Here is a 15,528-nt window from a genome sequence, read left to right on the forward strand (position 1 = left end):
ATGCAATTCAATAATACCTGGTACCAGGAGCTGAGTGGTTTTTACACGGCTCTTGAACCGACGCCGTTAAAAAATCCTCGTCTGCTCTATCACAGTGCGCCACTGGCGCAGGAGCTGGGTCTGGATAGCCGCCTGTTTGACGCAGAAAATGTCGACCTGTGGAGCGGTGAAACGCTGATGGACGGCATGCAGCCTCTGGCGCAGGTTTATAGCGGTCATCAGTTTGGTGTCTGGGCGGGGCAGTTGGGTGACGGGCGCGGTCTGCTGCTGGGCGAACAGCAACTGCCTGACGGGCGCAAGTTCGACTGGCATCTGAAAGGGGCAGGGTTAACGCCCTATTCACGCATGGGGGATGGCCGCGCGGTGCTGCGCTCCACACTGCGAGAGTTTCTCGCTTCTGAGGCAATGCATGCCCTCGGGATCCCCACATCGCGTGCGTTGACGGTGGTCACCAGCGATGAACCGGTCTACCGCGAAAGCGCCGAACCGGGTGCGATGCTGCTGCGCGTGGCCGAGAGCCACCTGCGTTTTGGCCATTTTGAGCATTTCTACTATCAGGGGCTGCAGGAACAGGTCACCCGACTGGCAGATTATGCGATCCTTCATCACTGGCCCCAATGGCAGCAGGAGCCGGATAAATACCTGCTGTGGTTTAGCGATGTGGTGAAGCGTACGGCACGCCTGATTGCGGGCTGGCAGAGCGTGGGGTTTGCTCACGGTGTGATGAACACCGACAACATGTCGATCCTCGGGCTGACACTGGATTATGGTCCTTACGGTTTCCTCGATGACTATCAGCCTGGGTTTATCTGCAACCATTCTGATCATCAGGGGCGTTACAGTTTCGAGAATCAGCCGATGATCGGACTGTGGAACCTGAATCGTCTGGCGCACGCGCTGTCAGGGTTGATGAGCACTGAACAGCTGAAACAGGCCCTGGCGCTGTATGAAACCGAGCTGATGCGTTGCTGGGGTGAGAAAATGCGCGCCAAGCTGGGACTGCTGACGGCCGGTAAAGACGACAACAATATTTTGACCGGCCTGCTGTCACTGATGACCAAAGAGAACAGCGATTACACGCGGACCTTCCGTCAACTGAGCGCAGTGGAACAGCAGCAGTCGCGTTCGCCGCTGCGTGATGAATTTATTGACCGTGAAGCGTTTGATAGCTGGTACAACGTTTATCGTCAGCGTCTGTTGCAGGATGAGCAGAGTGATGAACAGCGCCAGCAAGCCATGAAACAGGCTAATCCGGCGCTGGTGCTGCGTAATTATCTGGCGCAACAGGCGATTGAGCAGGCCGAACAGGATGATGTCAGCGTGCTGGCACGCCTTCATCATGCACTGCTGCGGCCGTTTGATGATGCACCAGAGTTTGCTGACCTGACGCGTCGCCCGCCTGACTGGGGTAAGAAGCTGGAAGTGAGCTGCTCCAGCTAGCGGCGCAGCGCCACCTGAGGCACACCCTCAATAAGATGAGGGTGGACCATCACATCGGCGTGATACCAGCGCGTCAATGTGGCCTCATCCAGTACCTGTGCCGGGCTGCCCTCCGCCACCAGTTTCCCCCCGGCCAGTAGCATAACACGATCGGACCACAACGAAGCGAGGTTGAGATCGTGCAGGACGCAACAGACGCTCAGCGGATACTGTTGTGTCAGTTGTGACAGCAATCGCAACAGATGCTGCTGGTGGTAGAGATCCAGTGCTGAGGTCGGTTCATCGAGGAACAACCAGCCCTGAGGGCCATCCGCACGCCACAGCTGCGCCAGCGCGCGGGCAAGCTGCACCCGTTGCTGTTCACCGCCGGAAAGTTGCAAATAGTCGCGTTCGGCCAGCCCGTCACAGCCCGTCAGGGTCATCACTTCCTTCACCACCTGCTGCGCAGATCCAGGCCAGGGCGCGCGGCCCATCGCCACCACCTCCACCACACTGAGTGGAAATGCCATGCTGCTTTGCTGGCGCATGACCGCACGCTGTTGCGAAAGCCGTGCGGCAGACCATGCGGCCAGCGGCTGGTTATTCAATACACAGCTGCCCCGCTGCGGTGTGAGAAACCCGGTGAGCAGCCTCAGCAACGTGGATTTACCCGCGCCGTTCGGGCCAATCAAGGACACCAGTTCGCCGGGGCGCAGGGTCAGTGAAATATCGTCAATCAGCCAGCGTGTATCCAGCTGATAGCTCAACCCACTGGCAATCAGGGCATCAGCCATTGAGACCTCCACGACGACGCAGGATCAGCCACAGGAACCAGGGGCCGCCAATCAGGCTGGTCAGCAGCCCGACCGGCATCTCTGCCGGGGCCACGACTGTGCGTGCCAGGGTATCGGCCAGCAGTAACAGGATGGCACCGCTTAACAGTGAAGAGGGCAGCAGCCAGCGGTGATCGCCACCGAGGCAGAAGCGCATCAGATGCGGTACTACCAGACCAATAAAACCCACCACGCCACTGACCGCGACAGCAGACGCCACCAGAAACGCACTCAGCACCAGTAAATAGCGCTGGGTACGTGGCACATCAACGCCCAGATAATGCGCCTCTTCTTCGCCGAGTTGCAGCAGGTTGAGACGCGTAGCCAGGCGTTGTACCAGAACCATGCAGGGCAGCACCACGGAGGCGCAAACCAGCACAACAGGCCACTGGGCCTGGCCGAGACTGCCCATCGCCCATAATGACAGCTGGCGCAGCTGCTGATCGTTACTTATCCATGACAACACGCCAATCGCTGCACTGCACAGTGCGTTAATAGCGATGCCCACCAGCAGCAGGCGGCTGAGTCCCGTCTGGCCTTGCCGACTGAGCAGGAAAATCACCAACGTTACTGCCAGACTTCCGATAAAGGCGGCCAGCAGAGGCTGATACAGTTTCAGTACACCGGGCAGCGAAAATGAAAGCACGATGGAGATGGCCACTGCCAGCGCGGCACCGCAGCTGATCCCGAGCAGACCCGGGTCCGCCAGCGGATTGCGGAACAACCCCTGCATCACACAGCCGGAGAGTGCCAGCGCTCCCCCCACCATTACCGCCAGCAACACGCGCGGAAGGCGAATGCTGTACCAGATCTGCCACAGGCTGCTGTCCCTGCCCGCATCCCACAGCATCGGCAGCGACAAATCCATCGCGCCGATGTTGGCGGCGCTGACACCCAGCACCAGCATTATCAGCGTTAAAGCGGCCAGCCAGCTGCGAGATCGCGCTGACCTCACTTCAGGCTTTCCGCGATCTGACGAAGTTTCAGGATTGCGGCAGGCGTATCAATGCCAAAGCCCAGCAGGGCCATATCATCCACCACCAGCAGTTGCTGATTTTTCCCCGCCGGAGTCAATGCGATACCCGGGAGTTTCCACAGATTATCTTCGCCGCCCAGCGTGTGGATGCCATCACGGGTTGCCACAATCAGATGGGGTGCACTGGCGATCACGCCTTCCTGGGACAGCGGTTGGTAACGCTGAATACCGGACATGGCATTTTGCAGACCGGCTGCGCGGATGGCAGCATCGGCGGAGGTATCGCGCCCGGCAGCCATCGTTCCCATCCCCTGATGTGCCAGAATAAACAGTACTTTGACGGGCAGAGGATTTTTCGGCACGCTGGCCAGCTGCTTGCGGACTTTTTCCTGTAACGCCTTGCCGGCTTCCTCACGGTGCAGGGTAGTGGCAATGGTCTGGATCTTTTCATTGATGGCTGCAATGTCTGTCTTGCCGGTGACATCCACCACTTTCACGCCATTCTGCTCAACCTGTTGCAACGCCAGCGCCGGTTTTGCCAGCTCACTGGCGATGACCAGCGTCGGCTTGAGGGCCAGAATTCCCTCAGCATTTAACTGACGCATATAACCGACGTCAGGCAGTTTTTTGACTACTTCAGGGTGCAGGCTGGTGCTGTCACGCGCCACCAGCTCCTGCTGCGCATCCAGCGCATAGATGATTTGGGTGACATCGCCACCGATACTGACAATGCGCTCAGCTGCAGCAGCATGGAAGGCCAGCGGCAGAGCAATCAGAGCGAATAAGCGTGATTTCATACGGTTGCACCTTCCGCGCTGAGTGCTGCTAACTGCTCACGCCACTGTGTTTGTTCTGGCTGGCCTTCGCTGCGCTGGCCGTACAGTTGAGCAATCTGCGTGCCGTCGGCAGCAAACAGTTCCAGGCTGGTGACAATGCCGTCAGCGGTGGGCTTACGGGTGATCCAGCTCTCCGCAATCAGCTGATCCTGCAAATGCAGGGTGAAAGCCGGGTTGAAGATGTTCAGCCAGCCGTGCATGGGCATCAGCTTTTCAATCTGACCCGTAAAGATCTGCACACAGGCGCGGTTACCGACGAAAATCATAATTTCGTTGCCATCCTGACGTACTGTTTCCAGCAGCGTGGCCAGTGACTGATTGCTGACCTGCTGCGCCAGATCGTCGCTGACGGCGTGGAAGGCCTGCTGGCGTGAAGCGTTATGCTTTTTCAGCAGACGGAAGAACTGATGCACATCGGTCATCGCCCGCCATTCCGTTTCCAACGTGGCACCGTCGATTTCGTCAGCAAAGGCGGCGGGCACAGCCGGAGTGACACTGAATGAGGCTGCCGGTTCTACACGGTAGTCCGCAATGAGCTGCTGCCAGGCTTCAGAGTGGGTGTTTTCGGTGGCATAGACTTTCAGTACCGCATCACCGTGCTGATCGAAGAACTGAATGCTCTGACGTTCGCCGTGACCGGTCATCTCCTGCAGGTGAAAAACGCTGGCCCACTGATTAACGAATACGCGCAGATCCAGTGCCCGTGGATTCAGCACGATGCCGGCATGTTCATTGATATGAATATTGCTGAAAACGCCCAAATGCTCGTGTACGGCATATTCGTTGCGGGTGATACATTTGGTCTCACCCACGGCTTCCAGCGCCTGCAACAGTTCTCGCATGGCAGGGCGTAACGGTTGTGCCTGATGGCCGACACGCGCTGCGGTCAGTTCCGCTTCACTGATCCCCATCAACGCGGCCAGATCGCGCGCATATTTCTTCGGATGCTGTTCTTTTAATTCGCTGTATTGTTGATAGTGCGCAGTCATTGCTGTTGTCCTCACGGAGCCGCTAATAGGGAAGGGTATTCATTATCAGAATGATAATCATTATCAATGAAAGAAGGCCGCGTGCAAGCAGAAATTAACCTTCAGGTAACAGTTAGCATAAAGAAGGGCATATACCCGTCATACTTCAAGCGGCTTCAGCGTTGGATTCCTTCCATTGCCGCCTTGAAGCTGCTCGAATTATTTAGGGTATAAAAGAAAGCAGGCCCGTTGCGGGCCTGCCTGAGGTGTCAGAAGCGGCTATCGACGGCATCCGCCAACTGTTGCAGGACGCTGGCCGTATCGTCCCATCCGAGGCAGGGATCGGTAATAGACTGGCCATAGACCAGCGGGGTTTCCGGAGTCACTTTCTGCGTGCCTTCCTGCAGGAAGCTTTCGATCATCACCCCTGCAATGGCGCGCGAACCGTTGCGGATCTGCTGCGCCACGCTGGTGGAAACCTCTTTCTGTAAACGATGCTGCTTGAGACAGTTCCCATGGCTGAAGTCGATGACCAGGTGCTCCGGCAGGTGGAATTCCCGCAGGTGAGCGACCGCGGCGGCAATGTCCGCCGGGTGGTAGTTTGGCGCTTTACCACCGCGCATAATGATATGCCCGGAAGGGTTGCCGCTGGTCTGATAGATGGTCATCTGGCCGCGTTTATCCGGCGACAGGAACATATGACTGACGCGGGCGGCACGGATAGCATCCACGGCGATGCGCGTATTGCCATCGGTGCCGTTTTTGAAACCCACCGGGCAGGAGAGTGCCGAAGCCATTTCGCGGTGGATCTGGCTTTCCGTGGTGCGCGCCCCAATTGCACCCCAACTGATCAGGTCGGCAATAAACTGCCCGATCACCATATCCAGAAATTCAGTCGCTGTCGGCATTCCCAGCGCATTGATATCCAGCAGCAGTTTACGTGCTATCGCCAGCCCGTGATTGAGGCGGAAACTGCCATCGAGATCCGGGTCAGAAATCAATCCCTTCCAGCCGACCACTGTGCGCGGTTTTTCAAAATAGGCGCGCATCACGATTTCCAGACGTGCATGGTATTTCTCACGCAGCGCGTTAAGACGTTGCGCGTATTCCAGGGCGGCAACCGGGTCATGCAGTGAGCAGGGGCCCACCACCACCAGCAGGCGAGGGTCTTCACCGGTCAGGATGCGGGCGATACGTTTTCGTGACGTTGTCACGTTTTCGACAATGGCCGGAGTAATCGGCAGCTGCGCCTGCAGTTCTGCAGGCGTCACTAAGCTGTCGATGCGCGCGGTCCGCAGTTCATCTGTTTTGTTCATGGCGATCTCTAAAATTTTGTCTTCACAACGGCAGGAATACCGGGAAGTAATGGCGTTCACCTTAAACCAAACCGCGATGATTTCAACCGTAAAACAGCAGGGGAATAGCATTTCCGGCTCTCTGGGAAAAAGCCGGAAACGGAAAAATCAGTACATACGACGCGTAAGACCCATGATATCGAGGATTTTGGTGGCGATCTCTTCCACTGAATAATTAGTACTGTTGAGGTAGCGAATCTGATGGGTACGGAACAGCGCTTCAACTTCGCCCACTTCCAGCCTGCACTGGCGCATTGACGCATAACGGGTGTTTTCTGCCCGCTCCTGACGGATGGCGGCCAGGCGTTCCGGGTCAATGGTTAACCCGAACAACTTATTCTGGAAGGGCTTTAATGCCGGGGGCAGTTTCAGGTTATCCATATCATCCGCGATAAACGGATAGTTAGCCGCGCGAATGCCGAACTGCATGGCGAGATAAAGGCTGGTGGGGGTTTTGCCACAGCGCGAAACGCCCAGCAGGATCACCTGCGCGTCTTCGAGCCCACGCAGTGAGATACCATCGTCATGGGCCAGCGTGTAATCAATCGCGGCGATACGTGCATCATATTTGCCGAGATTGTTGGCGGTCAGACCGTGCGTACGGTTCGCCACAGGCGCAGGATCGACGCCTAACTCTTGCTGGAGCGGGGCGACCAGCGACTGAACAATGTCCTGGCAGAAGCCATCGCTTTGCAAAATGATCTCGCGGATCTCCGGAGAGATCACCGAAATAAACACCAGCGGACGCACACCGCTGTGCTGGTAGAGCGCATTTATCTGCGCTTTCACGGCCTGAGCACGCTGCACGTTTTCCACAAAGGGCAGGGTGACACTCTGTGTTGCCACCGGGAACTGTGACAGAACCGCATGACCTAATACTTCGGCCGTGATGGCGGTGCCATCTGAAATATAAAAAACACTACGTTCGGCGTTCACGTCCATTTTATCTCCGCTGGCGAGTATGCAATGCAGACTAAATTAATCTGCCCTGTTAAAGCAAATCGTGATTCAGTCTACAAAACAAAATAAAAAAACCATTACCTAATGATTTGAACTTTTTATTTTTATAAAATCAGAGGAATCGCACTTTTATCATGAAATGAAATGACGTTTCTGTTCACTATTCATCTTTATCGCCCTTTCAATTAAAACCATTCTAATATGGAATCCTTTTTTGTTGCGCAAGTTGCGATAAGGGTTTATCTTTCATATATTTTCAAGCCTATGTTTATTATCAATATTTTCTATTTTTCCTGTTGCGCAACGTTGTCTTATTACGCGGAGAAATCTTAAAAATAAAAAAATCATCTGCTTGAACGATTCAACACTTTATCAATCCAGCTTAACTGTGCCAGTCTCAAGAAGCATTACTGTACTCCTCATATTTTTAATTAAATCTTACAAGGATTGCTTCAATGTCCAATAAAGGCCAATTGCCGCTAGTGCTCTGGTATAACCAGCTTGGCATGAACGATGTGGATCGGGTGGGAGGAAAAAATGCCTCTCTGGGTGAAATGATTACTAACTTGTCATCGTTGGGTGTATCAGTGCCGAACGGATTTGCGACAACCTCGGAAGCGTTCAACCTGTTCCTCGACCAAAGCGGCGTCAATCAGCGTATCTATGATCTGCTGGATAAGACCGATATTGATGATGTTGATGAGCTGGCGAAGGCGGGTAAACAGATCCGTCAGTGGGTGGTAGAAACGCCGTTTACGCCAGAGCTGGAACAGGCGATACACGAGGCGTACAACCAGCTGTCAGCCGATGATGCTGATGCATCGTTTGCGGTGCGTTCTTCCGCCACCGCAGAGGATATGCCGGATGCCTCCTTTGCCGGGCAGCAGGAAACCTTCCTCAATGTGCAGGGTTATGATGCGGTGCTGATTGCCGTTAAGCATGTCTATGCCTCCCTGTTTAACGACCGGGCGATCTCGTACCGTGTGCATCAGGGATACGATCACCGTGGTGTAGCTCTCTCCGCCGGGGTGCAGCGTATGGTGCGCTCTGACCTCGCCTCTGCTGGCGTGATGTTTACTATTGATACCGAATCCGGCTTCGATCAGGTGGTGTTTATTACCTCTGCGCTGGGCCTGGGTGAGATGGTGGTGCAGGGCGCGGTTAACCCGGATGAGTTTTACGTGCATAAACCGACGCTGGCCGCAGGTCGCCCGTCCATTGTGCGCCGTAATATGGGTTCGAAGAAAATCCGCATGGTCTACGCAGACTCGAAGGAGCATGGCGAGCAGGTCAGGATCGAGGACGTGCCAGAAGCAGAGCGTGACCGTTTCTCCCTGACGGACAAAGAAGTGGAAGCCCTGGCGGCGCAGGCCGTGCAGATTGAGAAACACTACCAGCGTCCGATGGACATTGAGTGGGCGAAGGATGGCCACACCGGCAAACTGTTTATCGTACAGGCTCGTCCGGAAACCGTCCGTTCTAACGGTTCAGTGATGGAGCGTTACACACTTCAGGGCAACGGTAAGGTGGTGGTTGAAGGGCGCGCCATCGGTCACCGTATCGGTGCCGGTGAAGTGAAAGTCATTCACGACATCAGTGAAATGAACCGGATTGAAAAAGGTGACGTGCTGGTGACCGACATGACCGACCCTGACTGGGAACCGATCATGAAAAAGGCGTCTGCCATTGTCACCAATCGCGGTGGACGAACTTGTCATGCGGCGATCATTGCCCGTGAACTGGGGATCCCGGCGGTTGTCGGGTGCGGTAATGCCACCGATATCCTGAAAGACGGTCACAAAGTGACGGTGTCCTGTGCGGAAGGCGACACCGGCTATGTCTATGATGAACTGCTCGACTTCGAGGTCAAAAGTTCGCAGGTTGATGAAATGCCATCGCTGCCGCTGAAAATCATGATGAACGTGGGTAACCCCGATCGTGCATTTGATTTTGCCTGCCTGCCGAATGAAGGGGTGGGGCTCGCGCGCCTTGAGTTCATTATCAACCGTATGATCGGTGTACATCCGAAGGCACTACTGGAGTTTGACCAGCAGACGCCGGAGTTGCAGAAGCAGATCCGCGCCATGATGAAAGGGTTTGACGACCCGATTGAGTTTTATATTGGCCGCCTGACCGAAGGGATTGCCACACTGGGGGCGGCATTTGCGCCGAAACGCGTGATTGTGCGTCTTTCAGACTTCAAGACTAACGAATATGCCAATCTGGTCGGTGGCGAACGTTATGAACCTGAAGAAGAGAACCCGATGCTCGGCTTCCGTGGCGCCGGTCGCTATGTGGCGGATAGCTTCCGTGACTGCTTTGCACTGGAGTGCGCGGCGGTCAAGCGTGTACGCAACGATATGGGGCTGACCAACGTGGAGATCATGGTGCCGTTTGTGCGCACCGTAGCCCAGGCGAAAGCCGTGGTGGAGGAACTGGAACGCCAGGGACTGAAGCGCGGTGAAAACGGGCTTAAGATCATCATGATGTGTGAGATCCCGTCCAATGCGCTGCTGGCTGACGAGTTCCTGCAATACTTTGACGGCTTCTCAATTGGCTCAAACGATATGACCCAACTGGCGCTGGGGCTGGACCGCGACTCCGGTGTGGTATCCGAGCTGTTTGACGAGCGTAATGATGCCGTAAAAGCGCTGTTGTCGATGGCAATCCGCGCCGCGAAGAAGCAGGGAAAATACGTCGGTATCTGCGGGCAGGGACCTTCAGACCACGAAGACTTTGCCGCCTGGCTGATGGAAGAGGGCATTGACAGTTTGTCACTGAACCCGGATACCGTAGTACAGACGTGGCTGAGCCTGGCTGAGTTGAAGAAGTAAACGCGGTTGGTTGCGGGTCGGGCATGCCCGGCCCTTCGATTAACCAGATATCCGTAGAGGCGTGGCATACCACGCCCGGGATATGCAAGGGATAACCGCGCTGAGGTTATCCTTTTTTTATGCCAAATTTCAGACAAAAAAAAGCCCATCACAGGGGATGGGCAAAGACTACACACAGCAATTCTTTACTCAGGGAAATAATTTTGTTCGGAAACCAGTGGGGTGATTTCAAACTTGAGTCCATACTATGCAACCGCGTTTATGGCGTCTTTAAGAATCATCTTATTAGTTTAAAACTCATAATATTTCCCCATGCGAATGGCGATTTTTAACCCAAATTGATGGGTAAAATATCAGCAATTTAGCGATGCAAAGCCTGGAAAACGTGAAATATGGGATTTAGTGATAAATTCTATTAATGAAAATCAGGATTTATGATGCGGAAATATTCCAGACACTAATGTTTGCAGCCAGCGAACTGACTGCAAACGAAGGGGGAATTATGCTTTCGGATGGTGCGCTTCTGCTTCAATTTCGGCGAGTTCTTCAACCACTGCCAGCGGGTCTTCTTCCGGTGCCGGTGACTCATGTACCCAGACCGACACCAGGCGGTAAGAGACGGCCAGCACGACAGGGCCAATGAACAGACCGATCATACCAAAGGCAATCAGGCCACCAATCACGCCTGACAGAATCAGGATCATCGGTAAGTCAGCACCCATACGGATTAGCATCGGTCGCAGCACGTTGTCCAGGGTACCCACCACACAGCTCCAGACCAGCAGGACTGTGCCCCAGGTGGTGTCTCCGCTCCAGTAGAGCCAGATGATAGCGGGTACCAGCACAATCAACGGACCAAGCTGGACCAGGCAGGAGAGAATCATCAGTACCGTCAGGATGGTGGCATAAGGAATACCGGAGATTGCCAGCCCAATCCCTCCCAGCACGCCCTGCACTAACGCCGTGACGACAACGCCGAGGGCGACCGCGCGGATAGCCTGACCGGCCAACAGTACGGCAGCATCCCCACGACGAGACGCCAGACGGAAGGCGAAATGACGGATACCGTGCCCCACCTGCTCACCGCGCCAGAACAGCAGCACGGCAAAGAGCAGCATCAGACCGAGATGCATCATAAAGCGCCCAAAGTGGCCCGCCTGAGCAAAGAAGAACCCGGTGGTGCGGCCAATATAAGGCTGTACCTGCGTAATTAACGCTGACCCGCCGCCGGCTAACAGATTGTGATAAGCCGAATAGAGCTTTCTGCCGACGAGGGGAATGCTGCGCAACCAGTGCAGATCCGGCATTTGCAGATGACCCGAGCTGAGCCAGGCAAGCAGCGGCGTGATGTTTTCAATCAGGCTATTGACCAGTACGGCTACAGGAATAATAAATACCAGAATCAGCAGCAGCGTCATGACCAGCACTGCCAGCCCGCGGCGGCCCCATAGCAGACCCTGAATTTTGATCATTAATGGCCAGGTGGCAATCACCACCATGCTGGCCCAGGCAAACCCCAGAATAAACGGCTGAACCACCCAAAAACACGCGACAATCGTGAGGCTGATAAACAGCAGTGAAAACACGATTTGCGGTAAGTCCCAATCTTTTTGCGCGTTCTTCATCGATTAACAATGACCTCAAGTAAAATGCGATTTATCTCTTAAAATCAGCGCAGGCGCATCGGTTACGCTAACCCTGACGTTTAAATCATGATGTATGAAACGATTTAGCGACAGAAACAACAGGTTATTCTTTTGCTTCGTTTTTGGAAATAACGGCAGGTCATAAAAAAATGTGATAAAACGGATTACTGCGCTATTTGAGCAACGCAAACGATTCACATAACTTTTTGGTCACCCGATAATGATCCCACAGATTTCCCAGGCACCGGGTCTTGTTCCGTTGGTGCTGAGTTTTTTGGATGCCTTAAAACAGGATGGTTTTACTGGCGACACAGCGACAAGCTATGCCGACCGTCTGATTATGTCCACCGACAACAGTCTCTATCAACTGTTGCCTGATGCGGTTATTTTCCCCCGATCCACGGCTGATGTGGCACTGATTGCGCGCCTTGCGGCGGATAGTCGCTTCGGCTCACTGACCTTTGCGCCTCGCGGCGGCGGAACCGGCACCAACGGCCAGTCTCTGAATCAGGGCATTGTGGTGGATATGTCGCGTCACATGAAGCGCATTCTGGATATCAATGTCGAAGAGGGTTGGGTAAAAGTTGAAGCTGGCGTCATAAAAGATCAGCTCAATGATTATCTGAAACCCTTTGGCTACTTTTTCTCCCCGGAACTGTCCACCAGTAATCGCGCCACGCTTGGCGGCATGATTAACACGGATGCCTCAGGGCAGGGATCGCTGGTGTACGGCAAAACCTCCGATCATGTGCTGGGCCTGAAAGCGGTCCTGCTGGGGGGAGAGGTGTTGGATACGTATGCGATGCCCGTCAGCGAAGCGGAAATACGTGCGCAGGCACCCGGTGCGGAAGGCAATATCTATCGCGTAGTGCTGGAGCGCTGTCGTGAGCAGCGTGACGTGATCATCGAAAAATTCCCTAAGCTTAACCGTTTTCTCACCGGTTACGATCTGCGCCATGTATTGAGTGACGATCTGCAACAGCTCGATCTGACGCGCATTTTATGCGGCGCTGAAGGCACGCTGGCGTTTATCGCTGAAGCTACCCTGGATATCACCCCGATCCCGAAAGTGCGGCGGCTGGTGAACATCAAATACGACTCCTTTGACTCTGCGCTGCGCAATGCGCCATTTATGGTGGAGGCCAAAGCGCTGTCGGTCGAAACCGTTGATTCGAAGGTACTGAACCTTGCCCGTGAAGACATTGTCTGGCACTCCGTCAGTGAACTGATTACTGATGTGCCGGACAAAGAGATGCTTGGCCTGAATATGGTGGAGTTCGCTGGCAACGATAAAGCCCTGATCGACAGCCAGGTGGCGTCGCTGTGCCAGCGTCTTGAAACGTTGATGTCACTGCGTGAGGGCGGGGTCATTGGCTACCAGCTCTGTGATGACGTTTCCGGTATTGAGCGCATCTACGGGATGCGTAAAAAAGCCGTGGGGCTGTTGGGGAATGCCAAAGGGCGTGCCAAGCCGATTCCGTTTGTAGAAGACACCTGCGTGCCGCCGCAGAACCTCGCTGACTATATTGTTGATTTCCGTGCACTGCTTGACGGGCATAACCTCAGCTATGGCATGTTTGGCCATGTGGATGCCGGGGTGCTGCATGTGCGCCCTGCGCTGGATATGTGCGATCCGCAGCAGGAGATGCTGATGAAGCAGATCTCTGATGAAGTTGTGGCCCTGACAGCGCGTTACGGCGGTCTGCTGTGGGGTGAGCACGGGAAAGGGTTCCGCGCGGAGTACAGTCCGGCGTTCTTTGGCGAGGTGCTGTATAACGAATTGCGCCGCATTAAAGCCGCCTTCGACCCTGCCAACCGTCTGAATCCGGGTAAAATCTGTGCACCGCTGGGCGTGGACGACCCGATGCTCAAAGTCGATGCAGTAAAACGTGGTACGTACGATCGCCAGATCCCGGTTAACGTTCGGACTGACTGGCGTGGCGCAATGGAGTGTAACGGCAACGGCTTATGCTTTAACTTTGACGTGAAAAGTCCGATGTGCCCGTCAATGAAGATCACCAGCAACCGCATGCATTCGCCGAAAGGGCGTGCGACGCTGACGCGCGAATGGCTGCGTTTGCTGGCCGAGCAGGGCGTTGACCCGCTGGTGCTGGAGCAGCAACTGCCGTCTAAAGGGATTAGTCTGCGCGGGATGATCCAGCGGACCCGCAACAGCTGGCAGGCCAAACGCGGGCAGTATGATTTTTCCCATGAGGTGAAAGACGCAATGTCAGGCTGCCTGGCCTGTAAAGCGTGTTCAACTCAATGTCCGATCAAAATTGATGTCCCTGGTTTTCGTTCGCGCTTTTTGCAGCTTTATCACACGCGCTATCTGCGCCCCGCCAGCGACTATCTGGTCGCAACGGTAGAGAGCTATGCGCCACTGATGGCAAAAGCGCCGAAGACCTTTAACTTCTTTCTGCGTCAGTCGTGGGTCAAATCACTCAGTAAGCGCCATATCGGTATGGTCGATCTGCCGCTATTGTCATCACCGACGCTGAAGCAGCAGCTGGCCGGTCATCGGTCATTGGGCACGACGCTGGAAGATCTCGAACAGATGAGTGCTGAACAGCGTGCGCGGTCTGTGCTGGTGGTGCAGGATCCGTTTACCAGCTATTACGAAGCGCAGCTGGTGGCCGACTTTGTGCAACTGATTGAGAAGCTGGGCTTCACTGCCGTGGTGCTGCCGTTCTCGCCGAACGGCAAAGCGCAGCATATTAAGGGCTTCCTGCAACAGTTTGCGCGTACGGCACAGAAAACAGCCGACGTTCTCAATCGTGTGGCGCAGTTGAAGATGCCGCTGGTGGGGGTCGATCCGGCGCTGGTGCTCTGCTACCGCGATGAGTATAAACAGGTACTGGGGGATAAACGGGGTGATTTCCATGTGCAGTTAGTTCATGAATGGTTGCACACTGCGCTGGCGACGCGTGATGCCCAGCCCGCAGCACAAGGTGAATCCTGGTATCTGTTTGGCCACTGCACCGAGGTCACTGCGCTGCCCGGCTCGATTAAACAGTGGGAAACGATCTTTGCTCGCTTTGGCGCCAGGCTGGAAAATGTCAGCGTGGGTTGCTGCGGCATGGCCGGGACTTACGGACATGAAGCAAAAAATCTGGAAAACTCGCTCGGGATTTATGCGCTCTCCTGGCAAAATGCCCTGCAAAAACTGCCGCGTCAGCGCTGTCTGTCGACCGGCTATTCCTGCCGCAGTCAGGTTAAACGTATTGAAGGTAGCGGTATACGCCATCCTCTGCAGGCATTACTGGAGATCCTGTAATGGCAATCTGGCAGCGTGAAGCCACGCTTGAGCAGTTAAATCTGCGCAGTCAAAACACGATGGTAGACCATATCGGTATCCGTTTTACGGTGCTGGCGGAGGACCGAATTGAAGCGGTGATGCCGGTGGATCAGCGTACTCGCCAGCCGTTTGGTCTGCTGCACGGCGGGGCATCGGTGGTGCTGGCGGAGACGCTAGGCTCAATGGCAGGGTATCTCTGTACCGAGGGTGAACAGCAGGTGGTCGGGCTGGAGATCAATGCGAATCATCTGCGGGCTGCCCGCGAAGGCGAGGTGCGTGGCGTGTGCCATTCTGTGCATCTCGGACGGCGTCATCAGGTGTGGCAAATAGAAATTTTCGACAACAATAATCGCTTGTGCTGTACGTCCCGCCTCACAACTGCTGTGATTTGACCGATAACCCC

General features: G+C 55.0%; 11 protein-coding genes and 1 other RNA gene. 4 read left to right on the forward strand and 8 right to left on the reverse strand.

Going from position 1 to position 15,528, the window contains the following annotated elements; genetic code table 11:
- Nucleotides 1-1,440 carry a protein adenylyltransferase SelO gene (locus tag WH279_RS14835; RefSeq protein ID WP_339457553.1) on the forward strand — a complete coding sequence of 480 codons (1,440 nt, stop codon included), beginning with the start codon at nt 1-3 and terminating at the stop codon, nt 1,438-1,440.
- On the opposite strand, the gene WH279_RS14840 is transcribed toward WH279_RS14835, so the two are convergent.
- The 6 genes from WH279_RS14840 to ppsR form a co-directional block, all read right to left on the reverse strand.
- Nucleotides 1,437-2,213 carry a heme ABC transporter ATP-binding protein gene (locus WH279_RS14840; RefSeq protein WP_339457554.1) on the reverse strand — a complete coding sequence of 259 codons (777 nt, stop codon included), beginning with the start codon at nt 2,211-2,213 and terminating at the stop codon, nt 1,437-1,439. The two genes, WH279_RS14835 and WH279_RS14840, sit on opposite strands and share 4 nt — an antisense overlap.
- The gene (locus WH279_RS14845; RefSeq protein WP_339457555.1) at nt 2,206-3,207 is read right to left on the reverse strand and encodes a FecCD family ABC transporter permease; all 1,002 of its coding nucleotides are present in this window, start codon (nt 3,205-3,207) and stop codon (nt 2,206-2,208) included. The genes WH279_RS14840 and WH279_RS14845 overlap by 8 nt, the downstream gene beginning before the upstream one ends.
- Nucleotides 3,204-4,025: a heme/hemin ABC transporter substrate-binding protein gene (locus WH279_RS14850; protein WP_339457556.1), complete on the reverse strand. Its 822-nt coding sequence runs from the start codon at nt 4,023-4,025 to the stop codon at nt 3,204-3,206. Before WH279_RS14850 ends, WH279_RS14845 begins: the two co-directional genes overlap by 4 nt.
- A complete protein-coding gene (locus tag WH279_RS14855; RefSeq protein ID WP_339457557.1) occupies nt 4,022-5,053 on the reverse strand; it encodes a hemin-degrading factor in 1,032 nt (343 codons plus the stop codon). Before WH279_RS14855 ends, WH279_RS14850 begins: the two co-directional genes overlap by 4 nt.
- A gap of 248 nt (nt 5,054-5,301) precedes the next feature.
- Complete coding sequence (locus tag WH279_RS14860; RefSeq protein ID WP_339457558.1) at nt 5,302-6,348, reverse strand: 3-deoxy-7-phosphoheptulonate synthase; 1,047 nt, start codon at nt 6,346-6,348, stop codon at nt 5,302-5,304.
- A gap of 147 nt (nt 6,349-6,495) precedes the next feature.
- Nucleotides 6,496-7,329 (reverse strand): posphoenolpyruvate synthetase regulatory kinase/phosphorylase PpsR, encoded by an 834-nt coding sequence (gene ppsR / locus WH279_RS14865; protein WP_200643068.1) that lies wholly within the window; start codon nt 7,327-7,329, stop codon nt 6,496-6,498.
- A gap of 473 nt (nt 7,330-7,802) precedes the next feature.
- On the opposite strand from ppsR, the gene ppsA reads away from it, so the two are divergent.
- Nucleotides 7,803-10,181: a phosphoenolpyruvate synthase gene (gene ppsA / locus WH279_RS14870; protein WP_339457559.1), complete on the forward strand. Its 2,379-nt coding sequence runs from the start codon at nt 7,803-7,805 to the stop codon at nt 10,179-10,181.
- A 133-nt stretch (nt 10,182-10,314) separates the two neighbouring features.
- Here ppsA and rprA read toward each other — a convergent pair.
- Nucleotides 10,315-10,418, reverse strand: an RNA gene (gene rprA / locus WH279_RS14875) — antisense sRNA RprA.
- Between the two features lie 263 nt (nt 10,419-10,681).
- On the reverse strand, nt 10,682-11,806 hold the full coding sequence (gene ydiK / locus WH279_RS14880) for an AI-2E family transporter YdiK (RefSeq protein ID WP_339457560.1): 1,125 nt from the start codon (nt 11,804-11,806) through the stop codon (nt 10,682-10,684).
- A gap of 241 nt (nt 11,807-12,047) precedes the next feature.
- Between ydiK and ydiJ the strand changes: the two genes are divergently transcribed.
- Both ydiJ and WH279_RS14890 read left to right on the forward strand, forming a co-directional pair.
- Complete coding sequence (ydiJ, locus tag WH279_RS14885; protein WP_339457561.1) at nt 12,048-15,104, forward strand: D-2-hydroxyglutarate dehydrogenase YdiJ; 3,057 nt, start codon at nt 12,048-12,050, stop codon at nt 15,102-15,104.
- Nucleotides 15,104-15,517 (forward strand): hotdog fold thioesterase, encoded by a 414-nt coding sequence (locus WH279_RS14890; protein WP_200643071.1) that lies wholly within the window; start codon nt 15,104-15,106, stop codon nt 15,515-15,517. Before ydiJ ends, WH279_RS14890 begins: the two co-directional genes overlap by 1 nt.
- Nucleotides 15,518-15,528: the final 11 nt, after the last annotated feature.

Source organism: Erwinia sp. MYb375 (assembly GCF_037479175.1).
GTDB classification, from domain to species: domain Bacteria; phylum Pseudomonadota; class Gammaproteobacteria; order Enterobacterales; family Enterobacteriaceae; genus Erwinia; species Erwinia rhapontici.

Coding starts and splice junctions, on each gene's coding strand:
- WH279_RS14835 (WP_339457553.1), top strand. CDS start 1: ATGCAATTCAATAATACCTGGTACCAGGAGCTGAGTGGTTTTTACACG.
- WH279_RS14840 (WP_339457554.1), bottom strand. CDS start 2,213: ATGGCTGATGCCCTGATTGCCAGTGGGTTGAGCTATCAGCTGGATACA.
- WH279_RS14850 (WP_339457556.1), bottom strand. CDS start 4,025: ATGAAATCACGCTTATTCGCTCTGATTGCTCTGCCGCTGGCCTTCCAT.
- WH279_RS14855 (WP_339457557.1), bottom strand. CDS start 5,053: ATGACTGCGCACTATCAACAATACAGCGAATTAAAAGAACAGCATCCG.
- WH279_RS14860 (WP_339457558.1), bottom strand. CDS start 6,348: ATGAACAAAACAGATGAACTGCGGACCGCGCGCATCGACAGCTTAGTG.
- ppsR (WP_200643068.1), bottom strand. CDS start 7,329: ATGGACGTGAACGCCGAACGTAGTGTTTTTTATATTTCAGATGGCACC.
- ppsA (WP_339457559.1), top strand. CDS start 7,803: ATGTCCAATAAAGGCCAATTGCCGCTAGTGCTCTGGTATAACCAGCTT.
- ydiK (WP_339457560.1), bottom strand. CDS start 11,806: ATGAAGAACGCGCAAAAAGATTGGGACTTACCGCAAATCGTGTTTTCA.
- ydiJ (WP_339457561.1), top strand. CDS start 12,048: ATGATCCCACAGATTTCCCAGGCACCGGGTCTTGTTCCGTTGGTGCTG.
- WH279_RS14890 (WP_200643071.1), top strand. CDS start 15,104: ATGGCAATCTGGCAGCGTGAAGCCACGCTTGAGCAGTTAAATCTGCGC.